Here is a 24,794-nt window from a genome sequence, read left to right on the forward strand (position 1 = left end):
CCGCCCGGCCGGTCGTCCGCCACGGGCAGCTCGGCCCGCTCGACTCGGCTTCGCCGTCATCGGCTGAGACAGGGCGCCTGTCCGGGCTTCGCAACCCGGACAGGCGCCCCCGGCCTACTTGAGCCAGCCCAGCTGCTCGGCCCGGACGCCGGCCCGGAAGCGGTTGTCCGCGCCGAGCTTCTCCATCAGGTCGCTCATCAGACGGCGCAGCGTACGCGTGGACACTCCGAGCTCGCGGGCGATCGCCTCGTCCTTGAAGCCGGCGTTCATCAGCCGCAGGATGCCTGCCTGCTGGCCGGTTATCGGGGTGTCTTCAAGGTCCTGAGGCGGACGCGTGTCGGTCCCGAGTTCGACCGCGGACTGCCAGCAGTGCTCGAACACCCGCTTGAGGAGACGGGTGATCACCGGCCCGCGGGTGACCATGGCGGTGGGCTGCGCCTCCGTGCCGAAGGCCGGCGTGAAGGCCATCACCTCGTCGATGATGATCAGCCGGAACGGGATGGTGGGGACCAGTCGGATGCTGACCCCGGCGCGCTGCATCTCCTCCAGCAGGGCCAGGCCCTGCGGCAGCCGCGCGGTGGAGGTGAGGTGGATGGTGCGCATCCCGACGCCGCGGTCGAGCACCTTCTGATTGCGCTGCAGACGGGCCTTGGAGCGGCTTTCCACGACCGGGCCCGGGTGCATGCTCAGGACCTCGTCCTGGGCGAGTTCGGTGCAGTCCTCCAAGACCTCCGAGATGCGATCGAGGCCGACGATGAGCTCGGCGGGCGCCATGCTCTCCTGCTGCTGGTACTGATCGGCGAGTTCGGTGGTGAGCAGCCGGATCGCCTTGCGCATCCGGATGGTCTCCTCCAGTGAGCGCGCGGCAGTCTGTTCCGCCTGCTGCGCGAGGCGGTTGAGAGCGGTCTCGGTGGCGGTGACGGCGGGCCGTCCGCCGCTGTGGCCGGATTCGGTCAGCAGTCCGAGCTCGGTGAGCAGTGCCACGGCCTCGTGCAGCGAGGAGGGATCCAGGCCCGCCCGAGCACAGATCTCCGGCGTACCCAGATTCGGCTCATTTCTCAACTGCCGGTACAGGGAGGTCAGGGCTTTCCGGTCCTTTTCGAGATCCATTGCCACTCCGTGATGGTGGTACTGCTTGGTGGTGCTGCGGCAGTCCGCTGCGAACAACCTGGCCGCCACCAGTCACGGCACCTTTCGGACACCGCTCGTCCCTGGACTTACCGCGGTTCGGCGAGCAAGATCGAGGTATCTCCGCTCGACACCTAGCGTATGGGGAATCGAGGCCCAGCTTATGGGCGGAGCAGATCAAAGCACGGTGAAATAACGGGGGATGGGCAGTATGGCGCACAATCGAACAGCATTTCAGCCAGGTTGGGTGGATTCCGTTTCCGCCGCCGACATCGCAGGCTGCCAGGACAAGGATCTGGAGTGGGGTTGAGCCACGGTCAGGCCGCGGACCGCGGAGGGGGATCGGTCCCGTGGAGCTGACGCTTCCGTCGACGGCGGCGCTGATGCTGTTCCTGCCGACGGTGGTCGCGGTGGTCGCCGTGCCCGGGCCCAACATGCTGCTGATCCTCAGTCGCGGCATCGGCCAGGGCGGGCGGGCGGCCTTCGCCTCGGCGGTCGGGGTGGAACTCGGCACGCTGGTACACGTCCTGGGCACGGTGGTCGGGGTGTCGGCGCTGGTCGCCACCTCCACCCTGGCGTTCAACGTGGTGAAGTACGCCGGCGCCGCCTACCTCGTCTACCTGGGCGTTCGCACCCTGTTGTCCAAAAGCGACACGGTGGGTGAGCGGCCATCGGGTACGGACGGCCACCAGCCCGTTGGTGCGCTGTTGCGGCAGGGCGTCCTGGTGAACGTGCTCAATCCCAAGGTCGCGCTCTTCTTCCTGGCGCTGCTGCCGCAGTACGTCGACCCCGACCGGGGCTCCGTGGCGAGCCAGACGCTGGCTCTCGGCCTGGTGTTCTTCGCGATCGCGCTGGCCATGGACCTGTTGTACGCGATGGCTTCGGTCGGGGTGGGCGCCTGGCTCGCCCGCAATGTGCGGTTCGCCCGCGCACAGAAGTACATCACCGGCTGCACCTACCTTTTGCTCGGCGTCTTCGCCGCCTTCGCGCAGCCCTCGGGGCGGCAAGCGGACTGATCTGGCGGTGCAAGATCGCATGAGGGAGTTTTCTGGCATCGGATGACCGGTATCAGGAGCTTTCTCCATGCGCATCGGGAAGTTTAGTAATCAACTTCTGGGCGTGTATTCAGCTATTCAATCCTTGACGGCTCCGGCGTGCTCATCGTCGCGACCGCTCTTCGCCGTGGGCTTTTCCGCGGTGCGCGCATTCCTGCCACAGCCGTGCTGATCTTCGGCTGTTCGCGCAGACATTTCTACGTGAGACGGAGGACTGCTCGATGCCATGGAGATCCCTCCCCGGCCGGATCGCCGAACAGGCAAAGGTCCGTCCGCAGGCGCCGGCGCTGCTGTGGCACGCGGAGGAGGTGAGCTACGCGGAACTGCATCGGATGGCCGGTGCGGCCGCCGTGGGGCTGGCCGGGCTGGGCCTGCCTTCCGCCGAGCCGGTGGCCATGGTGGCGAAGAAGTCGCCGCAGGCCATCGCCGTGGTGCTGGCCTGTCTGATGCTCCGCCAGCCGGTCCTGCTGCCCTCGGCGGAGCTCGGTGCCGAGACGCTGTCCGCCCTGCTGGACCGCTGTGGTGCCCGTCGACTGCCCGAGCCAGACCAACTGATGTCCACTGAAGGAGAGTTCACTACACACGCGGAATCCGGCCCGGACGACGTCGTGCTGCTCCTGACCACCTCGGGCTCCACCGGGCTGCCCAAGGTCGTGCCGCTGACCGGCGGTGCGGTGCAGCGGTTCACCGACTGGGCGGCCGGCTACTTCGGCATCGGTCCGGAGAGCGGAGTGCTCAACTACGCGCCGCTCAACTTCGACCTCTGCCTGCTCGACATCTGGACCACGCTGAGCCGTGGCGGCTGCGTCACCGTGATCGACCAGGATCTCGCCGCCAATCCGGCCCACCTGCGGGCCCAGTTCCAGGCCCGCCCGGTTCAGGTGGTCCAGGGCGTCCCGATGCTGTACCAACTGCTCACCCAGGCCGCCGAGGCGGAGCACGGACTGCTGCTGGACGGCATCGAGCACGCGCTGCTCACCGGTGACGCCGTCAGCGCCCGGGGCTTCGAACCGCTGCCGGCGCTGCTGCCCAAGGCGACGTTCCACAACGTCTACGGCTGCACCGAGACCAACGACAGCTTCATCCACACGATGGACCCGATGGACCCGATGCCGTACGGTACGGTGCCGATCGGCCGGCCGATCGACGGGGTCAGCGCGCTGGTCCTGGACGAGGACGGCACCGAGCTGGACGGGCCCGGCCGCGGTGAACTCGTGGTCTCCACACCGTTCCAGACCGCCGGCTACCTGGATCCCGAGCTCGACCGGGGCGTCTTCTCGCAGCACCCTGACGGGCGCTACTACCGCACGGGCGACCTGGTCCGCCGCCACGCCGACGGTGTGCTGACCCTTGAGGGCCGGCGGGACCACATGGTGAAGGTCCGCGGCGTGCGCATCAACACCACCGAGGTCGAGGCCGCCCTGCGCAGCCACCCGGCGGTCGCCGAGGCGGTGGTGCTCGCCGAGCCCGACGAGCTCGCGGGCATGCGGCTGCACGCCGTCGTGCAACGCGCCGAGGGCGCCGAGCTCAATTCCTTGATCATCCGCCAACACGTCGCCGGGCTGCTTCCCAGGGTCGCCATTCCGACCACCGTCGGGCTGGTCGACACCCCGCTGCCCCGCACCAGTACCGGGAAGCTCGACCGCAAGGCCGTACGAAGCCGTTCCCGGCAGGCGCAAACCGACCGACCGCTCACTGCCTCCGGAGGCTGACATGACGCGCATGGACGACATCAAGCACTATCTGATCGAGCAGTTCCTGCTGGAGGTCACCGTCGAGGAGATCGACGACGACTTCGACCTGCTGGCCAACGGCGTGGTCGACAGCCTCGGCCTGCTGACCCTGGTGGGCTGGCTGGAGAACACCTACAAGCTGGACATCGACTCGCTCGACATCCTGCCGGAGAACTTCCGGTCGGTCGCCGCCATCGACGCCTTCCTCGCACAGGCCGACGCGGTGGCCTCCGGGGCGAAGTAACCGTGCCCGATCTGCTGCACAGCCTCGTCCGGCGGACCGAACCGGTGGAGCGCCCCCTGTGGGCCGACTTCTGGGAGCGGCTGCACGCCCGCCGGCTGAAGGACGGTGAGGCCCTCGCGGTGCTTGCCTCGCTCTCCACCCGCACGCCGGCCACGCCGACCCTGGAGTCGTTCCTCGGCTCGCTGGCCGACCGCTCGCAACCGCTGCCGGCCCGCTGGCCCGGCGTCGTCAACATGGTCGGTACCGGAGGCGGCCCCGCCACCTTCAACCTGACCACCGCCGCGGTCCTGGTGGCCGCGGCCACCGGGGTTCCGATCGTCAAGACCGGGTCGCGCGGCTACAGCAGCCGGTACGGCTCGATCGACATCCTGGACCGGCTCGGCATTCCCACCGCGCGCTCCTACGCGCAGTGCGAGGACCTGCTCGGCCGGTTCAACGTGGCTTTCGCCGGGGGGTTCGTCTACCCGGCGGAGCTGACCGAGCTGGCCCGTGCCGTACTGCCGTACGGCATGCACCAGATCGGCCGGTTCGTCAACGTGCTCGGTCCGTTCCTGGCGGCAGTGCCCGTCGAGGCGCAGCTGACCGGCGTCTCTTCGCCGGAACTATGGGACAGCTTCGTCGAGTTGGCAGCCAGCCGGCGGATCTGGCTGGTGCGCAACCGCCTCGGCGTGGACGAGCTGATCAGCTTTACCGGGAACACCGTGCTGGCCAACGGCAAGGAGACGGGCGTGGGGCCCGAGACGGTCGGCACGGCGGTGGACGGCACCCTGGGCGACCTCCGCCCGGCCGGGGAAGGCGCCGACGCGGCCGGGCACCTGCTCGGACTGCTCCGGGGCCACGGCCCGGCGGCGGCGGTGGAGAGCATCTGCCTCAACGCGGCCGCCGCGTCCATCGCGTCCGGCCGGACCACCGACTGGGCGCAGGCGTACGCGACGGCCCGGGCGGCGGTGTCCGACGGGGCCGCGGTCGAGCTGGTGGAGCGGCTGCGCCGGGAGGTGCGGGCCGGTGTCTGACCGTACGGACCGTACGGACCCGGTCGGGCACACGGACGCCGGGGCCGGGTTCTTCCCCGGCCGCGGTCCCGCCGCCCCGGGCCTGGCGCTGTTCCTCAACGCCGGCGACCCGGGGCTGGACCGGCTGGACGAGCTGGTGCGGCTGCTGGACGCCGAGCGAGTGGACTGCCTGGAACTGGCCGTGCCGTTTCCGGACTCGGTGACCGACGGCCCGGTCATCCGGCGCTCCGCCCGGCGCGCGCTGCACGGGGGTGTGGACCTGGACGCCGTGCTCGGCTTCGTCGAGCGGGTGCGGCCGGACCTGCGGCACACCCGGATCGCGCTGCTGGCCGACTGGGGCCATTCGGTGAAGCCGGTGGGCCTTGAGGAGTTCCTGCGCCGGGCCAGGAGCGCGGGGGCCGATGCGACGCTGCTGCACGGCCTTCCGCCGCTGGCCCGCCGACGGTACCTGGAGGCAGCGCAGCGGATCGGGCAGCCGGTGGTGACCACCTGCTACCCGAATTCGCCCCGGGAGGTCCTGGCCGAAAGTGCCGAGTTCGCCTCGGCGTACCTCTACCTGGTGGCCCACTTCGGCCGGTCGGGCACAGCTCCGGCTCCCGACCGCGCTGCCCTGGCGCCGGTGATCGCCACCCTCAAGAAGCTCACCTCCGCCCCGGTGGCCGTGGGCTTCGGGGTCCGGACCGCCGAGGATGCGGCGGCCATGGGCGAGTTGGGCGCGGACGCCGCGATCGTCGGAAGCGCCCTGGTGGCGGAGGTCGAACGGGTCCTGGGGACCGGCGGCGACCTGCTCGCCGAACTCGGCTCTTTCGTCGGCGGGCTGCGCCACGAGTCCGCACGTGAAGAACACCCATTCCATCAAGAACGGAGATCACCATGCTGATTCGCAAGCTTGAGAACGCGAAGACGGTCGAGTGGGGCAACGGCCTCAGCCGCCGCTTCCTGGTGGAGGCCGACCAGATGGGCTACTCGGTCACCGACACGGTCGTCTCCGCCGGCACCAAGTCGCTGCTGGAGTACAAGCGGCACCTGGAGGCCTGCTACTGCATCTCGGGCCGGGGCGAGGTCGTCGACATGGCCGGCAACAGCCACGTCATCGAGCCCGGCACGCTCTACGCGCTCGACCAGCACGACGCGCACTGGCTGATCGCCTGGCCGGAGGAGGACCTGCGCCTGGTGTGCGTCTTCACCCCGGCGCTGCGCGGCGACGAGGTGCACGACCTCAGCGGCGCCTCGTCCTCCCACTACTGAGCGCACCCGCGCCACCGACCACCGACGGGGGATGAAGCTGCGATGATCCAATGGTCCGCCGACCAGCGCACTCTGCGCGACGGCCTGACACCGTGGTTCGAGAAGTTCGGTGACGACCACCTGGCTCACGACAAGGCCGCCCGGTTCCCGCGCGGGCCGTGGCAAGCGGTCGTGGACTCGGGCCTGCTCGGGCTGCCCTTCGCATCCGAGCTGGGCGGGCTCGGCCAGGACCTGCTGACCACCATGTACGTCCTGGAAGGCCTCGGCCACGGCTGCCGCAACGGCGGTTTGAACTTCTCCGTCACCACCAGCATGGTGAGTGTCGGAGTCCCGCTGCAGGCTTTCGGTACGGCCGCCCAGAAGGAGCGGTACCTGACCGGGATCGCCACGGGCAGTCTGATCGGCGCCCACGCGATCAGCGAACCCGGCGGTGGCTCGGACGCGTTGGCGATGCGCACCTCCGCGGTGCCGGACGGCGACGTGTTCGTGCTGAACGGGAGCAAGACCTTCGTCAGCAACGGACCGATAGCCGACGTGATCGCGGTCTATGCCAAGACCGATCCGACGGCCGGCCCGCTCGGGGTGACCGCGTTCCTGGTGGACCGGGACGCCCCCGGGCTGACAGTCGGCAATCCGATCGAGAAGATGGGCCTCAAGTCCTCCCCGATGTCAGAGCTCTTCTTCGACGACTGCCGGGTGCCGAAGTCCCATGTGATCGGCCGGGTCGGCACCGGATTCATGGTGCTCGACCACGTGATGAAGTGGGAGATCCTGTGCTCCTTCGCCGTCACCCTCGGTGAAATGCAGCGCCGGCTTGAGGAGTGCATCGCCTACGCGGGGGAGCGCACCGCGTTCGGGCAGCCGATCGGGTCGTTCCAGCTGGTGGCGAGTCGGATCGTGGACATGCGGATCGGCGTGGAGACCTCCCGGCGCTGGCTCTACGACACCGCCGTGGCCCTCGCCGCCGGCTCGGACATCACCGTCGACCTGGCCTCCACCAAACTGGTGGTCAGCGAGGCGAACCTGGCCTCTGCCCTCCACGCCGTGCAGATCTTCGGCGGCAACGGCTACATGGCGGAGTACGGCGTCGAGCAGGAGCTGCGCAACGCCGTCGCCGGGACGATCTACTCCGGCACCTCCGAGGTCCAGCGGGTCCGCATCGCCACCATGCTCGGCCTGTGACCGGCCCCTTCCGAGAGTACGGAGACCTTTCCCATGTCGAGCGACGCGTTCGCCAGCACGCTGGCGGCCACCGAATTCATCGACCACGCCTCGCCGGAGGTGAGCGCCTTCGTCGCGCAGGCGCTGCCGGACGGTGGAGAGGATGACCGGGACCGTGCGGTGCGGCTCTACTACGCCGTGCGGGACCAGATCGGCTACGAAATCTACGGAGCGGACTTCTCGCGCCGGATGCTGACGGCCAGCCAGACCATCAAGGCGAAGCGCGGCATGTGCATCCACAAGTCACTGGTGTACCTGGCCGCGCTGCGCTCGGTCGGCATCCCCGGCCGCCTGGTGCTCACCGACGTGCGCAACCACCTGGCGTCCGAGCGGATCAAGGAGTACGTCGGTGGCGACGTCTTCCACTACCACGCGCTCACCTCCGTCCACCTGAACGGGCGCTGGGTGCGGGCCACGCCGGTGTTCAACAAGCTGCTCTGCCGTCTGTACGGGATGAAGCCGCTGGCGTTCGACGGGACGGCCGACAGCGTGCACCACCCCTTCGACGAGCACGGCGCCCGGCAGATGGAGTTCCTGCACGAACACGGCGAGTTCGACGACCTTCCGTACGACATGGTGCTGACCGGGATGACCCGTGAGCACCCCGGGCTGTTCGCCGGACCGGACAGCCGCCGGTTCACCGCCGGTTCGCTGGTGGCCGACGCGGCCGTCGCCAGCACCACCTGACTCCCATCCCACTCCCCACAACCAGGCCCGGAGGCCGCCACCGTGGACACCATCAAGTACCAACTCGCCGATGCACAGATCCCGACGACCTGGTATAACTTCGCCGCCGACCTGCCCGTGCTGTCGCCCCCGCTCCACCCGGGTACCGGTCAGCCCGCTGCCGTCGCAGACCTGCTCCCGATCATGCCGAAGGAGCTGGCGGAGCAGGAGCTTTCCCTGGAGCGGGACATCGAGATCCCCTCCGTGGTCCGGCAGATCTACGCCCAGTGGCGGCCGGCGCCGCTGTTCCGGGCCCGCCGGCTGGAGAAGCTGCTCGACACCCCCGCGCGGATCTACTACAAGTACGAGGGCGGCAGCCCGGCCGGCAGCCACAAGCCCAACACCGGCATCGCGCAGGCCTTCTACAACAAGGAGGCCGGCATCCACCGGCTCGCCACCGAGACCGGGGCCGGCCAGTGGGGCTCCTCGCTCTCCCTCGCCGGGGCCTTCTTCGGCCTTGAGGTCAAAGTCTTCATGGTGAAGGTCAGCTACCACCAGAAGCCCTACCGCCGCGCCCTCATGCACTCCTACGGCGCCACCTGCGTGCCCAGCCCGTCCACCGAGACCGCCGCCGGGCGCGGCATCCTCGCCGAGGACCCGGACTGCCCCGGCAGCCTCGGCATCGCCACCTCCGAGGCGATCGAAGTGGCGATGAACGACCCGTTCACCAACTACGCGGGCGGCAGCGTGCTCAACCACGTCGCGCTGCACCAGACGGTGATCGGCAAGGAGGCGCTGCTCCAGCTGGAGATGGCCGACGACTACCCGGACATCATCATCGGCGCGGCCGGTGGCGGCAGCAACCTGGCCGGCCTGGCCTTCCCCTTCCTCGGCGAGCAGCTGCGCGGCGGCCGCAGGGTGCGGGTGATCGCCGCCGAGCCGGCCGCGTGCCCCAGCCTCACTCAAGGCCGTGTCGCCTACGACTTCGGCGACACCACCGGCCTGACCCCGCTGCTGAAGATGCACACCCTCGGCCACTCCTTCGTGCCGCCCGCGATCCACGCCGGCGGCCTGCGCTACCACGGCATCGCGCCGCTGGTCAGCCAGGCCCTGGAGGACGGGCTGATGGAGGCGCGCGCCGTACCGCAGACCCGCTGCTTCGAGGCCGGCGTGAGCTTCGCCCGTACCGAGGGCATCGTGCCCGCCCCGGAGTCCACGCACGCCATCAGGGTGGCCATCGACGAGGCGCTGCGGCTCAAGGAGGAGGGCCGCTCGGAAGCGATCCTGTTCGGCCTCTCCGGCCACGGCCACTTCGACCTGACGGCGTACGAGAAGTACCTGGGCGGCGAGCTCGTGGACGAGGGCTTCGACCAGGAGCTGGTGGCCCGGTCGCTGGCCAGGCTGCCGGAGCAGTTCGGGTCGCGGTCCGCCGGGTCTCCGGTCGTGGGGAGCTGAGCGGACGGTGCGGCTGAAGGTGTGCGGGGTGACCGGCGAGGACCAGCTGCGGCTGCTCGCCGGGGCCCCGGTCGATCTGATCGGACTCTGGTACGGCGTGCCGGACGGGCCCGCCGACCTCGCCCTGGCGGAGCTGATCCGACTGGCCGGCCTCGCTCGGGCGGCCGGCGGGCCGGCCCCGGTCCTGGTGACCCTGCTCGCCGACCCGGCGGCGCTGCGCGAGGCGGTCACCGCCTCCGGAGTGTCCCGGGTGCAGCTGCACGGCTACGCCACGCCGGCCCAGGTGGCGGCGATCCGCGCGGAGCTGCCCGCCGTCGAACTGCTGAAGGTGCTGCACGTCCTGGACGGGCGGGTGCTGGAGGCGCCGCTGATCGGGGCGTACGAGCGGGCGGGCGTGGACGTCTTCCTCTTCGACTCGGTGGGCGCCGACGGCAAGATCGGCAGCACCGGCGTGCCGCTGGCGGCCGGGGCCGTCGAGTCGGTACTCGCTCGGCTGACCAGGCCGTTCATGCTCGCGGGCGGGATCAGCGCCGTCAACGCCGGCGCGCACCGGGCGGCCCGGAGCCACTCCGGCTTCGCCGGCATCGACGTGGACAGCGCCGCGCGCGGCGCGGGCGGCGGCTTCCAGACGCCCCGGATCGAGGCCATCCGGGCGGCCTGGCGCTCCACCGCCGACGACTTCCCTGCGGCGTTGCTGGCCGCCCGGCTGCCGGTGATCATGGAGCTCAAGGCCCGCAGCGCGCACGGCGAGGACCTGTTCCGAGGCCGGCCGGTGCGGTCCATCGTGGACGAGTACACCCGGCTGGGCGCGCCCGCCCTCTCGGTGGTCACCGGCTCGTGGTTCGGCGGCACTGCCGCACTGCTGGACGAGGTGGCGTCGGCCACCGACCTGCCCGTCCTGGTGAAGGATTTCTTCACCAAGGAGCGGCAGCTCGCCGAGGCGCGCGCGGCCGGCGCCTCCGCGGTGCTGCTCACCGCCACGGTACTGCCGCGCGGCGTGCTGCCCGGGCTGATCGAGTCCGCCCTGGAGCACGGGCTGACCCCGTTCGTCGAGGTCACCAATGAACAGGAGCTGGCGTCCTTGGTGCACGGCGAGTCCTGCGTGGTGGCCGTCAACAACAAGGACATCCGGCAGAAGGAGCAGGACGCGCCCGACCTGGGACGAAGCCTGCGCCTGCTGCCCGACGTCCTCGCCACCGGCACCCGGGTGCCGGTCAGTGCGAGCGGCATCGAGATGCCGCAGGACGCCACCGGGCTGCTCGCCGCCGGGTACCGGGGCCTGCTCATCGGCACGGGCCTGCTGCGCCACCCGGACCTGAACGGCTGGTTCGGCGAACTCGGCGAGGGCGTGGCGGCGGCATGGTGACCACCGAATCGGGCACCACGGAGCGCACCGCCGCTGCCGGCCTGTCCCTGCGTACCGCGCTGGCCGGGATGCCGGTGCTCACCCGGGACGAGCCGGTCGCCCGGGAGGCGGTGGCCGCCGACTTCGCCGAGCGGTACGCCGGTGTGCCCGCGGTCGGCGTCTCCCGGCCCGAACCGGCCGTGCTGTACACCGGGGTGCGCTCCGGCGCCGCCGGCCGGCTCGCCCCGCCGGTGCTGCTCGGGATGTACGGAGACGAGGACCGGCTGCGCGGCTGGCTGCCCGGCCTGCCCCGGCACACCACGCCGCAGAGTGCCGCCGCCTTGGTGGCCGCGGGGATCGCGCCGGTCAAGGTGGCCACGGCGCCCTGCCAGCAGGTGGTCGTCGGCGAGGTCGACCTGCGCGAGCTGCCCGTGCTCACCACCACTCCCAGGGACGCCGGGCCCTACCTGACGGCCGCCCTGGTGCACGCCGGGGACGCCTTCACCGGTCAGAGCGCGCTCTCCGCGCACCGGATGCTGGTGATCGGCCGCGACCGGCTGACCATCTGGATGGTCCCCGGCCGTCGGCTCGGACAGCTGTACGAGCGGGCGGTGGCGCGCGGTGAGCGCCTGCCGGTCACCGTCAACCTCGGAGTGCCGCCTGCCGCGATGATCGCCTCGGCGGTCAACTCCCGTTTCCTGCCGCACGGGTCGGACAAGCCGGCGGTGGCCGGTGGTCTCGCCGGGGCGCCGCTCTCGCTGGTCGCGGCGCTCACCCAGCCCGGCGCGGCCGCCATCGCCGAGAGCGAGATCGTCCTGGAGGGGTACCTGGACGGCACGCTGGCCGACGAGGCCCTGCCGGGCACCGCACCCGACGGGTCGCTGCCGGAGTTCCTGGGGTACGACGGTCGGGCCAAGCGCGGACTGCCGGTGCTCACCGTCACCGCCGTCACCACCCGGCGCGACCCGCTCTACCAGGCCGTCATCGGGCCCGGCCGCGAGCAATCGCACATCCTGGGTGTCGCCGGAGCCCTCTCGGTGGCCCTGTCGCTGCCGTCCGCTCCCGGGCTGCACGTGCACGACCTGCACTTCTCGCCCGCCGGCGGCGGCATGCTGCTGCTGGCCGTCGCCGTGCGCAAAGACTCCGACGCGGCGGACCGGGCCCTGCTCGCGATCGCCGACGAGGTCGTCCGCCGGCATCCGTTCGTCAAGACGGTGCTGTTCACCGACGACGACGTCCAGGTCCGCGGTGCCGAGGAACTGCTGTGGGCGATGACCACCCGGGCGAACCTCGGCGCGGACTGCGTCGAACTGCCCGGACACCCGCCGGTCCCGATGGACCCGTCGCAGACGCCCGACTGGGCGCGAGCGCGCTTCGGTTCGCCACACGTGCCGGCCCGCACGTACATCGACGCCACCACGCCACACCGACTCCGCGCCCACACCGAGCGCAGCTTCCAGCCGCCGCTGACCTGACCGCCGGGCCGGCGCGCGCCCCGCACCCGAAGCACGCCACCGAGCACCGACGCGTCGCACACGCCGACGCGTCACCGAGCACGACGCGTCACCGAGCACGATGCCACTTTCGAGGGGAAGACATGACTGGGCAGCACACGGACGGGCGCCGGAACGTCCCGGCAGACTGGAACGACACCGCGCACGAGCTGCCGGGCACGTCGCAGACCCTGACCGGACTGCTAGCCGCTCAGGCGGCCCGCACCCCGGACCGGACCGCGCTGGTCTTCGAGGACGTCGAGCTCAGCTACGCGGAACTGGACGCCAGAGCGGAGCAGCTGGCGCAGCGGCTGCGGCGGTACGGGGCCGGCCCGGACCGGCTCGTCGCGCTCACCGTGCCGCGCTCGGTCGAGCTGGTGGTCGGCCTGCTGGCGGTGCTCCGGACCGGCGCCGCGTACCTGCCCGTCGACCCGGACTACCCCGCCGACCGGATCGCCTACCTGCTCGAAGACGCCGCGCCCGTGCTGCTGCTCAGCCACAGCACGGTCGGCCACCCGGCGGGGGAGGCCGTCCCCACCCTGGTCCTCGACCGCCTCCCCGATGCCGATGCCGATGCCGATGCCGACGCCGCGGGCCACGAGCCGGCCGCCGTGCTCGCCCCGCGGCCGGCCGACGCCGCATACGTCATCTACACATCCGGCTCGACGGGCCGCCCCAAGGGCGTCGTCGTCCCGCACGAGGGCATCGTCAACCGCCTGCACTGGATGCAGGCGCAGTACGGCCTGACCGACGGCGACCGCGTGCTGCAGAAGACCCCGTCCGGCTTCGACGTCTCGGTCTGGGAGTTCTTCTGGCCGCTGATCACCGGCGCCGTGCTGGTGGTCGCCCGCCCCGAGGGGCACCGCGACCCCGCGTACCTGGCGGAGCTGATCCGTGACCAGCGCATCACCACCGTGCACTTCGTGCCGTCGATGCTCCAGGCGTTCGTCGACGAGCCGGCCGCCGCCGGCTGCGCCGGCCTGCGCCGGGTGATCGCCAGCGGCGAGGCCCTGCCGGTCGAACTCGCCGCCCGCTTCCGGGCGGTGCTGCCCGGCGTGCCGCTCCACAACCTGTACGGGCCGACCGAGGCGTCCGTCGACGTCACCTCCTGGGAGTGCGTTCCCGAGCCGGGCGAGCCGTCCGTTCCGATCGGCCGTCCGGTCTGGAACACCCAGGTGCGCGTGCTCGATGCCGAGCTGCGGCCGGCCGCGGTCGGCGAGACGGCCGAGCTGTACCTGTCGGGCGTCCAGTTGGCCCGCGGATACCTGGGACGCCCCGGCTTGACCGCCGAGCGGTTCGTCGCCGACCCGTACGGGCCGCCCGGCGCGCGCATGTACCGCACGGGCGACCTCGCCCGGTGGCGTGAGGACGGCGTGGTGGTCTACGCGGGCCGCGCCGACCACCAGGTGAAGATCCGCGGCCTGCGGATCGAACTGGGTGAGATCGAGGCCGTGCTGGACGCCCAGCCCGGCGTCGGCGCCTGCGCCGTCCTGGCCAGGGAGGACCGGCCCGGCAGCAAGCGACTGGTGGCCTACCTGGTGCCGGCGCCGGGCGGCGGGATCGACGTGCCGGCGGTGCGCGAGGCCGCGGCCGCGGAGCTGCCCGAGTACATGGTCCCGACCGCGTTCGTGCTGCTCGACGCCTTCCCGCTGACCCCCAACGGCAAGCTCGACCGCAAGGCGCTGCCGGCGCCCGGCCCCGCTCCGGCCGGCGAGCGGACCGCCCCGCGGACGCCCACCGAGGGGGTGCTGCACGACCTGGTCGCCGAGCTGCTCGACCTGCCGGAGATCTCCGTCGAGGACAGCTTCTTCGACCTCGGCGGCGACTCCATCCGCTCCATCCAGCTGGTCAGCCGGGCCCGCCGGGCGGGGCTGACGCTCACCCAGCACGACGTCTTCACCCACCGCACCGTCGCCGCCCTCGCCGAGATCGCCGGGGAGCCGGCCGAGGAGGCCGCCCTCGCGCTGCCCGCCCTGCCCGAGCCGACCGCCACCCGGCTCGCCCGACTGCGAGCCGTCCACCCCGACGCCGAGGAGTTCTGGCCGCTCGCCCCGCTCCAGCAGGGCCTGCTGTTCCACGCCGAGTACTCCGAAGGCGGGCTGGACGTCTACTCGGTACAGCTGGTGTTCGAGCTGGACGCCGAGCCCGAAGAGCTGCGGACCGCGGTCGGCCGGCTGCTCGACCGCCACCCGAACCTCCGGGCCGGATTCGCCCACGACGACCAGGCGCAGCCCGTCCAGTTCGTCCCGGCCGGAGGCGAACCGGAGTTCACCGTCGTCCAGTACGTCGGCACGAACGCGTCGCAGAAGGCCGCCGAGCTGTTCGACGCCGAGCGCAAGCGCGGCTTCGACCTCTCCGCGCCGCCGCTGGTGCGCCTCGCCGTGGCCGACCTCGGCCCGCGCGGCCGGCGGGCCGCCCTGACCTTCCACCACATCCTGGTCGACGGCTGGTCGCTGCCGCTGCTGATGGACGAGCTGTCCGCGCTGCTGGCCGGAGTCGAGCCGAGCCCGGTCACTCCGTACCGTGACTACCTCGCCCTGCTTTCCGGTCAGGACCATGCGGCCTCGCGGGAGGCCTGGCGCGGCCTGCTCGACGGGCTGGAAGAGCCCACCCTGCTCGCCCCGGCGGCGGCCGGCGGTGGCGCGCGCGTCGCCGACGAACTGCCCCGCGACCACTGGGTTGAGCTGTCCGCCGAGCTCACCGCCCGGCTCGACGGTGTGCTGCGCGCACGCGCACTGACCCTCAACACCGCCGTGCAGGGCGCCTGGGCGCTGCTGCTGGCCAGGCTCACCGGCCGCGACGACGTGGTGTTCGGCGCCACGGTCTCGGGCCGGGCACCCGAACTGCCGGGCATCGAAAGCATGGTGGGACTGTTCATCAACACCGTGCCGGTCCGGGTCCGCATCGCACCCGACCGGACGCTGTCCAGCCTGCTGGCCGGCATCCAGGAGCAGCAGGCCGCAATGGCCGCGCACCAGTACACCGGGCTGGGCGAGATCCAGCAGTCGGCCGGGCTCGGTGAGCTGTTCGACACCCTGACGGTCTTCGAGAGCTTCCCCGGCGACCGCACCGGCGCCGCGGTGGACAGCCGCTACGCCGTCCACTACCCGCTGGCGCTGCTCATCCATCCCGGCGAGCGGCTGCGGCTGCGGCTGAGCCACCAGACCCATGCCTTCAGCCAGATGGAGACGGTCCGGCTCGGCGAGCGTCTGGTGCGCCTGCTGACCGCCCTGGCCGAGGACCCCGAGCAGTCGGCCGGCGAGGTCTCGGTGCTCTCCGCGGCCGAGCGCCACCAGATGCTGGAGACCTGGAACGACACCGACGCGCCAGTGGTCCACCAGACACTGCCCGCGCTCTTCCAGGCCCAGGTGGCAGCCACCCCCGACCACGTCGCCGTGCTGGCCGCAGGCCGGGAGCTGACCTACGCCGAGCTCAACGCGCGGGCCAACCGGCTCGCCCACGAGCTGATCGGCCGCGGCGTCGGACCCGAGCAGTTCGTGGCACTCGCCCTGCCGCGCGACGAGCGGGCCGTGGTGGCGCTGCTGGCCGTCCTCAAGGCCGGCGCCGGCTACCTGCCCGTCGACCCCAAGTACCCGGCCGACCGCATCGACTACCTGCTCCGTGACGCCGGGCCCGCCCTCGTGCTCACCACGGACGGGATCGACCTGCCCGACTCCGGCGTGCCCCGCCTGCTGCTCGACGACTCCGCCCTCGCCGCCGACCGTCCCGCCCACGACCCGGTGGTGGAGCTGCGGCCCGAGCACCCGGCGTACGCCATCTACACCTCCGGTTCCACCGGCCGTCCCAAGGGCGTGGTGGTCCAGCACGCCTCGGTGGCCAACCTGGCCGCCTGGGCCCACGAGGAGTTCGGCCAGGAGCCTCTGGCGCACGTGCTGCTCACCACGTCGCTCAACTTCGACGTCTCGGTGTTCGAGCTGTTCGGGCCGCTGCTCTGCGGCGGCACGGTCGAGGTGCTGGACGACCTGCTGGCGCTCGCCGACCGCGGGGGCCGCTCCGCCACCCTGGTCAGCGGCGTGCCCTCGGCGCTCGCCCAGCTGGTGGCCCAGGGCGACCTGGACGCCACCGCCGGCACCGTCGTCCTCGCCGGTGAGGGCCTGCCCGCCCAGGCCGGCAACGACATCAAGGCAGCCCTCGGCGCCGACCGGCTGGCCAACATCTACGGCCCCACCGAGGCCACCGTCTACGCCACCGCCTGGTACACCAGCGGCCGGATGGACAGTGCCCCGCCCATCGGCCGGCCGCTGCGCCGTACCCGGGTGTACGTGCTGGACGCCGCGCTGCGACCGGTACCGGCCGGGGTCGCCGGCGAGCTGTACATCGCCGGTGACGGCGTTGCCCGCGGCTACCTCGGCCGCCCCGGGCTGACCGCCGAGCGCTTCGTCGCCGACCCGTACGGGCCGCCCGGCACCCGCATGTACCGCACCGGCGACCTCACCCGCTGGTCGGCCGACGGCCGGATCGAGTACCTCGGCCGGCTCGACCACCAGGTGAAGATCCGCGGCTTCCGGATCGAACTCGGCGAGGTCGAAGCCGCGTTGACGGGAGTCGACGGGGTCGACCAGGCCGTCGCGGTGGTCCGCGAGGACCGCCCCGGCGACCGCCGCCTGGTCGGCTACGTGATCGGCGACGCCGAACCCTCCGAGGTCCGGCACGCCCTGGCGGAGCGGCTGCCCGCGCACATGGTGCCGTCCGCCGTCGTGGCGCTGGAGGCATTCCCGCTCAACCCGAACGGCAAGCTCGACCGCAAGGCGCTGCCCGTGCCCGCCGCCGAGGCCGGCGCCGGTACCGGCCGCGCCGCCCGCGGCCTGCCCGAGGAACTGCTCTGCGACCTGTTCGCCGAGGTGCTCGGCGTCGACCGGGTCGGCGTCGAGGACGACTTCTTCGCGCTCGGCGGCCACTCGCTGCTCGCCACCCGGCTGGTCAGCCGGATCCGCACCACCTTCGGCGTGGAGCTCGGCGTCCGCGCGCTGTTCGACGCGCCCACTCCCGAGGCCCTGGCGCCGCGGCTCGACGGCGCCGCCACGGCCCGCGCCGCGCTCACCCCGCGCCCGCGGCCGGAGCGCCCGCCGCTGTCGTACGGGCAGCAGCGGCTCTGGTTCCTCAGCCGGATGGACGAGAACCCGGCGGCGAGCCACATCCCGCTCGCGCTGCGCCTGCGCGGCCCGCTGGACCGGGCGGCGCTCACCGCGGCGCTGGCCGACCTCACCGCGCGGCACGAGGCGCTGCGCACCCTCTTCCCGGCCGAAGCCGGTGAGCCGTACCAGTTGGTGCTGGCCCATGCCGCGCCCCAACTGCCGGTCACCCCTGTAGCCGCGGCCGGCCTCGCCGCCGCGCTGGCCGGCGAGTCAGCCCGCCCGTTCGACCTCGCCGACGAAACTCCCCTCCGCGCCCACCTGTTCGAACTGGGTGAGCAGGAGCACGTGCTGCTGCTGGTGCTGCACCACATCGCCTCCGACGGCTGGTCGATCGCGCCGCTGCGCCGCGACCTGGCCCGCGCGTACGCCGCCCGGGCTGGCGGCAGTGCCCCGCTGTGGGACGAACTGCCGGTCCAGTACGCCGACTTCGCGCTCTGGCAGCGCGATGCGCTCGGCTCCGAGGACCACGAGGACAGCCCGTACGCCCGCCAGCTCGACTACTGGCGCCAGGCCTTGGACGGGCTGCCGGACCAGCTCGAACTGCCCACCGACCGGCCCCGGCCGGCCCGGGCGAGCTACCGCGGCGAGAGCGTCCCGTTCGAGCTGGACGCGGAGCTGCACCGCGAGCTGCTGGCGCTCGCCCGCTCCCAGCAGGCCACCCTCTTCATGGTGCTGCAGGCCGCCCTGGCCACCCTGCTCACCCGGCTCGGCGCCGGCACCGACCTCCCCATCGGCAGCCCCGTCGCCGGCCGCACCGACGAGGCCCTGGACGACCTGGTCGGCCTCTTCATCAACAACCTGGTGCTCCGCACCGACACCTCCGGCGACCCGGCCTTCACCGAGCTGATCCGGCGGGTCCGCGACACCGACCTCGCCGCCTACGGCAACCAGGACGTGCCGTTCGAGCGGCTGGTCGAGGCGCTGAACCCGGCCCGTTCGCTGGCCCGCCACCCGCTGTTCCAGGTGTTCCTGGCCCTGCAGAACACGCCCGCGGCCGACCACGAACTGGCAGGCCTCACCGCCGAGCCGGTCGAGGTCGCGCTGGACGCGGCCAAGTTCGACCTCTCGCTGTACTGCCAGGAGCGGCCCGGCGGCGGTATCACCGGCGTCGCCGAGTACAGCCGTGACCTTTACGACCGGCCGAGCGTCGAACTGCTGCTCAGCCGGCTGCGCCGGCTGCTGCGGGCCGTCGTCGCCGACCCCGGCCGGCGGCTCGGCGGGCTCGACGTCCTCGCCGACGACGAGCGGCAGCAGCTGCTGTACGGCTGGAACGACACCGCCCGCGCCCTGCCGGCGCAGGGCCTGGTGGAGCGGTTCGAGGCCGTCGTCCGGGCCACTCCGGACGCCCTCGCGGTCGTCGCCGGCACCGAGCGGCTCAGCTACCGTGAACTCGACGAGCGCGCCAACCGGCTCGCCCACCTGCTGATCGCCGAGGGCGTGCGGCCCGAGCAGTACGTCGCCCTCGCCCTGCCGCGCACCGCCGACCTGGTGACCGCTCTGCTGGCGGTCCTCAAGACCGGCGCCGGCTACCTGCCTCTGGACCCGGACTACCCGGCCGAGCGGATCGCCTACATGCTCCAGGACGCGGCCCCCGCCCTGCTGGTCACCACCGCCGACACCCCCACCGACGGCGCCGTACCCCGGCTGCTGCTCGACCAGGAGGACCGGCTCGCCGGCCAGCCCGCGACCAGCCCCGGCATCACCGTGGACGCGGCCACCCCGGCGTACGTCATCTACACCTCCGGTTCCACCGGCCGCCCCAAGGGCGTCGTGGTGCCTCGCTCCGCGCTCGTCAACTTCCTCGCCGCCATGGGCGAGCAGGTCCCGATGACCGCCGACGACCGGCTGCTCGGCGTCACCACCATCGCCTTCGACATCGCCGCGCTGGAGATGTACCTGCCGCTGCTCTCCGGAGCCGCCCTGGTGGTCGCCGCCAAGGAGACCGTCCAGGACCCGGCCGCCCTCGCCGCCCTCATCGAGGCCGAGCACGTCCGCGTCGTCCAGGCCACCCCCTCGCTCTGGCAGGCGCTGACCGCCTCCCACCCGCAGGCGCTCGCCGGGGTGCGGGTCCTGGTCGGCGGTGAGGCCCTGCCGCCCGCCCTGGCCGCCCGGCTGCGCGAACTGTCCGCCGGTGTCCGCAACATGTACGGTCCCACCGAGACGACCATCTGGTCCACCTCGGCGCTGCTGGACGACCGCCCCGGCGCGCCCGTCATCGGCCGGCCCATCGACAACACCCAGATCCGCATCCTGGACCGCAACCTCGCCCTCACCGCCCCCGGCGTCCCCGGCGAGCTGTACATCGCCGGCGAGGGCCTGGCCCGCGGCTACCTCGGCCGCCCCGGCCTGACCGCCGAGCGGTTCACCGCCGACCCGTACGGGCCGCCCGGCAGCCGGATGTACCGCACCGGCGATCTGGCCCGCTGGGCCGCCGACGGCAACCTCGAATACCTCGGCCGAGTCGACCACCAGGTCAAGCTGCGCGGCTTCCGGATCGAGCTCGGCGAGATCGAGTCAGTGCTCGCCGCCCACCCGGGGGTGGCGCAGGCAGCCGTACTCGTCCGTGAGGACCGGCCGGGCGACAAGCGGCTCGTCGGGTACGTGGTGCCCGTCACGGACGGCTCCCCGGACGCAGCCGGCCCCGACCCGGCCGAGCTGCGCCGGTACGCCGCCACCGAACTGCCCGACTACATGGTCCCCGGCGCGGTGGTGGTGCTCGACCGGCTGCCGCTCACGCCCAACGGCAAGCTCGACCGCAAGGCACTGCCCGTCCCCGCCCACGAGGAGCAGCCGGGCGCACAGACCGGGCGCGCCGCGCGCACCGCCCAGGAGGAGCTGGTCGCCGGCCTGTTCGCCGAGGTGCTCGGCCTGCCGTCGGTGCCGCTGGAGGAGAGCTTCTTCGCCCTGGGCGGCCACTCCCTGCTCGCCATCCGGCTGATCAGCCGCATCCGTGCGCTGTTCGACGCCGAACTGAAGATCCGCCACCTGTTCGAGTCGCCCACCGTGGCCGGCCTCACCGAGCGGCTGGCGGGCGCCTCCGGGGCCCGCCCCCCGCTGCGCCGCCACGAGCGTCCGGAGGGGCTGCCGCTCTCCTACCAGCAGGGCCGGCTCTGGTTCCTCAACCGCTTCGAGGGCGGCTCGCCGCTGTACAACATCCCCCTGGCGCTGCACCTCGACGGCCCGCTCGACCGCACCGCGCTCACCGAGGCGCTGAACGATGTGACCGAGCGCCACCAGGCACTGCGCACCCTGTTCCCGGACTTCGACGGCGAGCCGTACCAACTGCTCCTCACCCCGGAACAGGCCCGCCTGCGGCTGCACGAGCAGGCGGCGAACCGCGAGACCCTGGCCGAGGAGCTGCACACCGCGGCCTGCGGCGGCTTCGACCTGACCACCGAGATCCCGCTCCGCGCCCACCTGTTCGAACTGGGTGAGCAGCAGCACGTGCTGCTGCTGGTGCTGCACCACATCGCCGCCGACGGCCCGTCCACCACCCCGCTCACCCGCGACCTGTCCCGCGCCTACACCGCCCGCACCGCGGGCTCGTCCCCGCAGTGGGAGGAACTGCCGGTCCAGTACGGCGACTACACGCTGTGGCAGCGCGAGGTGCTCGGCGAGGAGGCGGACGAGCGGAGCCAGCTCTCCCAGCAGCTCGGTTTCTGGCGCACCGCGCTGGCCGGACTGCCCGACCAGCTGGACCTGCCCACCGACCGGCCGCGCCCGGCCGTCGCCAACTACCGTGGCGGGACCGTCCCGCTGCGCATCGACGCCGAACTCCACCGCCGGGTCCAGGAGGTGGCGCGGGCGAACGGCTCCACCGTGTTCATGCTGCTGCAGACCGCGCTGGCCACCTTGCTCACCCGGCTCGGCGCAGGCGAGGACATCCCGATCGGCAGCCCGATCGCCGCCCGCACCGACGATGCGCTGGACGAGCTGGTCGGCTTCTTCGTCAACACCTTGGTGCTGCGCACCGACACCTCCGGCAACCCGGCCTTCACCGAGCTGCTGGACCGGGTCCGCACCCACGACCTCGCCGCGTACGCCCACCCGGACCTGCCGTTCGAGCGGCTGGTCGAGCTGGTCAACCCGGCCCGGTCGCTGGCGCGCCACCCGTTGTTCCAGGTGATGCTGGCCTTCCAGGAGAGCCTGAACGCCGAGCTCGACCTGCCGGGGCTGACCGGCCGCGCCGAGATCGTCCCGCTCGGGTTGGCCAAGTTCGACCTGGCGCTCGACCTGGTCGAGCGGCGGGGCGCGGACGGTCTGCCCGCCGGCATCGAGGGCGTCGTCGAGTACAGCGCCGACCTGTTCGACCACAGCACCGTCGAACGCTTCGCCGGTCACCTGCTGCGGCTGCTCGAAAGCGTGGTGGCCGACCCCGGCCGCCGCATCGGCGAGCTGGAGATCCTCGGCGCGGAGGAGCGCGAGCTGCTGCACGGCTGGAACGACACCGCCCGCGAGGTCCCGGCGGCGACCCTGCCGGAGCTGTTCGAGGCCCAGGCGGCCCGCACACCCGACGGGGACGCGGTGGTGTTCGGCGACGCCACGGTCTCCTACCGCGAGCTCAACGAGCGGGCCAACCGGCTCGCGCACCGCCTGGTCGCCCTCGGCATCGGGCCCGAGCAGTTCGTCGCGCTCGCCGTGCCCCGGTCGGTCGAGATGGTCGTGGCGCTGCTCGGCGTGTCCAAGGCCGGCGCCGCATACCTGCCGATAGACCCCGGCTACCCGGCCGACCGCATCGAGTACATGCTGGCCGACGGCGACCCCGCCCTGGTGCTCACCACGCAAGCCGTCGCCGGCCGGCTGCCCGCCGGCGACCGTCCGGTGATCGTGCTCGACCGGGACGAGGACGGGACGTACCCGGCCACCGACCCGACCGACGCGGACCGCACCGCGGCGCTCACCCTCGACCGGCCCGCCTACGTCATCTACACCTCCGGCTCCACCGGCCGCCCCAAGGGTGTGGTGGTCTCCCACCGGGGTATCGCCTCGGTGGCCGGCACCCACGTCGACCGGCTCGGCCTCGGCCCCGGCAGCCGCTTCCTGCTGGTCGTATCGATCAGCTTCGACGTGTCGATGGCCGACATCGTGATGACCCTCTCCTCCGGCGCCGCCCTGGTGGTGCCGGGACCGGACCAGCAGGCCGTCGGCCAGGAGCTGTACGACCTGATCATCCGGTACGGCGTCACCCACACGGACCTGGTCGCCCCGATGCTCGCGTCGCTCCCGGACGGCGATCTGCCCACCCTGCGCGGCTTCGTGGTCGGTGGCGAGGCCCTGCCCGCCGACATGGTCGAGCGTTGGTCTCCGGGCCGCACCGTGATGCAGGTGTACGGCCCCACCGAGACCACCGTGGTCGCGACCATGAGCGACCCGCTCAGCCCCGCCCCGCAGGCCCCGCCGATCGGCCGGCCCGTCTGGAACGCCCGCACCCACGTCCTGGACGCCGGCCTTCGGCCCGTCCCGGCCGGCGTGCCCGGCGAGCTCTACATAGCCGGCTCCGGCCTGGCACGCGGGTACTGGCAGCGGCCCGCCATGACCGCCGAATGCTTCGTCGCCGACCCGTACGGCCCGCCCGGCAGCCGGATGTACCGCACGGGCGACCTGGTGCGCCGCCGGCCGGACGGCAACCTGGAGTTCCTCGGCCGGGTCGACCACCAGGTCAAGGTGCGCGGCTTCCGGATCGAACTGGGCGAGATCGAGACCGTGCTGGCCCGCCACCCCGGCGTGGCCGCGGGCGCCGTGGTGGTCAGCGAGGGCGCCGGCGGAGTGAAGCGGCTGGTCGGTTACGCCGTCCCGGCCGCTGACGCCGGGCTCGACCCGGCCGAGGTGCGCGCCTTCCTGGCCGGCGCGCTGCCCGACTACATGGTGCCGACCGTCGTCGTGGTCCTCGACGCGCTGCCGCTGACGCCCAGCGGCAAGACGGACCGCAAGGCGCTGCCCGAGCCCGACTTCGCCACCGCCGTGGCCGGCCGGGCCCCGCGCACCGCGCTGGAGAAGGAGCTGTGCGCCGCCTTCTCGGACGTGCTCGGCCTCCCCGAGGTCGGGATCGACGACGGCTTCTTCGACCTCGGCGGCCACTCGCTGCTCGCCGCCCGCCTGACCGCTCGGCTGCGCGAAACCACCGGGGTCGAGCTGGGTATCCGTGCCCTGTTCGAGGCGCCGACGGTGGCCCGGCTGGCGGAGCGGCTGGCCGGCGCCGAGGGGGCGGCGCCGGTCTGGTCGGACGACTTCGCCACCCTGCTGCCGCTGCGCGCCGAGGGGACCCTGCCGCCACTGTTCGCCGTCCACCCGGCGGCCGGCATCGCCTGGGTGTATTCCGGTCTGCTGCGTGAACTGGAGCCTCAGCGCCCGCTGTACGGCCTCCAGGCCCGCACGCTGACCGAACCCGAGGCCTCGCCCGCGACGCTCGCGGAGATGGCTGAGGACTACCTCACGTTGATCCGCGAGGTGCAGCCCGAGGGCCCGTACCACCTGCTCGGCTGGTCGTTCGGCGGCATGGTGGCGCACGAGATCGCGGTCCGGCTGCGCGAGCGGGGTGAGGAGGTCGCGCTGCTCGCACTGCTCGACAGCTACCCCGCCGAGCGGTCCGAAGACCGCCTGACAGGTGATCAGCAGGCGCTCGCGGATCTTCTTGACTCGCTCGGCCACCCGGTGCAGACTGGCGAAGTTGAGGCGCTCACGTCAGAGCTTGCGCTGGACCTGCTCAGGAAGCAGCAGAGCCCGCTCGCCGGGGCGACCTCGGAACAGCTGACGGACCTGGCCCGCGGGTTCGAGCGGAACGTCCGACTGGTCGGGGAGTTCACGCCCCGCCGATTCGACGGCGACCTGCTGTTCTTCACCGCGACGGCGGACAAGACGCCTGACGACCCGACCGCCGGTGACTGGGCGGCGCACGTTACCGGGACGGTCCGTGACCACCCGGTGGACTGCGAGCACGGCGCGATGACCCGTCCGCAGCCGATCGGTCAGATCGGCTCGGTGCTCGCCGCCGAGCTCCGCCGCCCCGCGACCGACTGACCCCGCAAACCGCCGGGCCG

Annotated in this window: 12 protein-coding genes and 1 pseudogene; 12 read left to right on the forward strand and 1 reads right to left on the reverse strand. The window is 72.5% G+C overall.

All coding sequences use genetic code 11. The features are described from left to right. Positions 1–114: 114 nt before the first annotated feature. Positions 115–1,110: a LuxR C-terminal-related transcriptional regulator gene (locus ACWDX7_RS11960; RefSeq protein WP_451491232.1), complete on the reverse strand. Its 996-nt coding sequence runs from the start codon at positions 1,108–1,110 to the stop codon at positions 115–117. A 368-nt stretch (positions 1,111–1,478) separates the two neighbouring features. Here ACWDX7_RS11960 and ACWDX7_RS11965 point away from each other — a divergent pair, with 368 nt between their 5' ends. From ACWDX7_RS11965 to ACWDX7_RS12020, 12 genes and pseudogenes are all read left to right on the forward strand, one after another. After that, positions 1,479–2,144: a LysE family translocator gene (locus ACWDX7_RS11965; protein ID WP_451491231.1), complete on the forward strand. Its 666-nt coding sequence runs from the start codon at positions 1,479–1,481 to the stop codon at positions 2,142–2,144. Positions 2,145–2,404: 260 nt separating this feature from the next. Next, entirely contained in the window at positions 2,405–3,895 is a 1,491-nt protein-coding gene (locus tag ACWDX7_RS11970) for an AMP-binding protein (protein WP_451491230.1), read from the forward strand. Position 3,896: 1 nt separating this feature from the next. Beyond that, positions 3,897–4,160: a phosphopantetheine-binding protein gene (locus tag ACWDX7_RS11975; protein WP_451491229.1), complete on the forward strand. Its 264-nt coding sequence runs from the start codon at positions 3,897–3,899 to the stop codon at positions 4,158–4,160. 2 nt (positions 4,161–4,162) lie between these two features. Further along, positions 4,163–5,173: a hypothetical protein gene (locus ACWDX7_RS11980; protein WP_451491228.1), complete on the forward strand. Its 1,011-nt coding sequence runs from the start codon at positions 4,163–4,165 to the stop codon at positions 5,171–5,173. Next, positions 5,166–6,053 (forward strand): tryptophan synthase subunit alpha, encoded by an 888-nt coding sequence (trpA, locus tag ACWDX7_RS11985; protein ID WP_451491227.1) that lies wholly within the window; start codon positions 5,166–5,168, stop codon positions 6,051–6,053. The genes ACWDX7_RS11980 and trpA overlap by 8 nt, the downstream gene beginning before the upstream one ends. Further along, positions 6,047–6,421, forward strand: a complete 375-nt coding sequence (locus ACWDX7_RS11990; RefSeq protein ID WP_451491226.1) for an ectoine synthase — start codon at positions 6,047–6,049, stop codon at positions 6,419–6,421. The genes trpA and ACWDX7_RS11990 overlap by 7 nt, the downstream gene beginning before the upstream one ends. A gap of 42 nt (positions 6,422–6,463) precedes the next feature. Further along, entirely contained in the window at positions 6,464–7,603 is a 1,140-nt protein-coding gene (locus ACWDX7_RS11995; protein WP_451491225.1) for an acyl-CoA dehydrogenase family protein, read from the forward strand. 33 nt (positions 7,604–7,636) lie between these two features. Further along, positions 7,637–8,329 (forward strand): transglutaminase-like domain-containing protein, encoded by a 693-nt coding sequence (locus ACWDX7_RS12000; protein WP_451491224.1) that lies wholly within the window; start codon positions 7,637–7,639, stop codon positions 8,327–8,329. Between the two features lie 42 nt (positions 8,330–8,371). Continuing rightward, on the forward strand, positions 8,372–9,763 hold the full coding sequence (locus ACWDX7_RS12005) for a TrpB-like pyridoxal phosphate-dependent enzyme (protein WP_451491223.1): 1,392 nt from the start codon (positions 8,372–8,374) through the stop codon (positions 9,761–9,763). A gap of 28 nt (positions 9,764–9,791) precedes the next feature. Next, positions 9,792–11,129, forward strand: coding sequence for a phosphoribosylanthranilate isomerase (trpF, locus tag ACWDX7_RS12010; RefSeq protein ID WP_451491222.1), 1,338 nt, complete (start codon positions 9,792–9,794; stop codon positions 11,127–11,129). Continuing rightward, positions 11,123–12,583: a UbiD family decarboxylase domain-containing protein gene (locus ACWDX7_RS12015; RefSeq protein WP_451491221.1), complete on the forward strand. Its 1,461-nt coding sequence runs from the start codon at positions 11,123–11,125 to the stop codon at positions 12,581–12,583. The genes trpF and ACWDX7_RS12015 overlap by 7 nt, the downstream gene beginning before the upstream one ends. A 122-nt stretch (positions 12,584–12,705) precedes the next feature. Next, positions 12,706–24,774: pseudogene (locus tag ACWDX7_RS12020) on the forward strand (amino acid adenylation domain-containing protein); the annotation flags it as partial. Between the last annotated feature and the right edge of the window lie 20 nt (positions 24,775–24,794).

The sequence above is a fragment of the Streptomyces sp. NPDC003034 genome, from assembly GCF_053591375.1.

Bases quoted from the DNA above. Each gene is read 5' to 3' on its own strand.
- ACWDX7_RS11960 (WP_451491232.1), bottom strand. From the start codon at position 1,110: ATGGATCTCGAAAAGGACCGGAAAGCCCTGACCTCCCTGTACCGGCAG.
- ACWDX7_RS11970 (WP_451491230.1), top strand. From the start codon at position 2,405: ATGCCATGGAGATCCCTCCCCGGCCGGATCGCCGAACAGGCAAAGGTC.
- ACWDX7_RS11975 (WP_451491229.1), top strand. From the start codon at position 3,897: ATGACGCGCATGGACGACATCAAGCACTATCTGATCGAGCAGTTCCTG.
- ACWDX7_RS11990 (WP_451491226.1), top strand. From the start codon at position 6,047: ATGCTGATTCGCAAGCTTGAGAACGCGAAGACGGTCGAGTGGGGCAAC.
- ACWDX7_RS11995 (WP_451491225.1), top strand. From the start codon at position 6,464: ATGATCCAATGGTCCGCCGACCAGCGCACTCTGCGCGACGGCCTGACA.
- ACWDX7_RS12000 (WP_451491224.1), top strand. From the start codon at position 7,637: ATGTCGAGCGACGCGTTCGCCAGCACGCTGGCGGCCACCGAATTCATC.
- ACWDX7_RS12015 (WP_451491221.1), top strand. From the start codon at position 11,123: ATGGTGACCACCGAATCGGGCACCACGGAGCGCACCGCCGCTGCCGGC.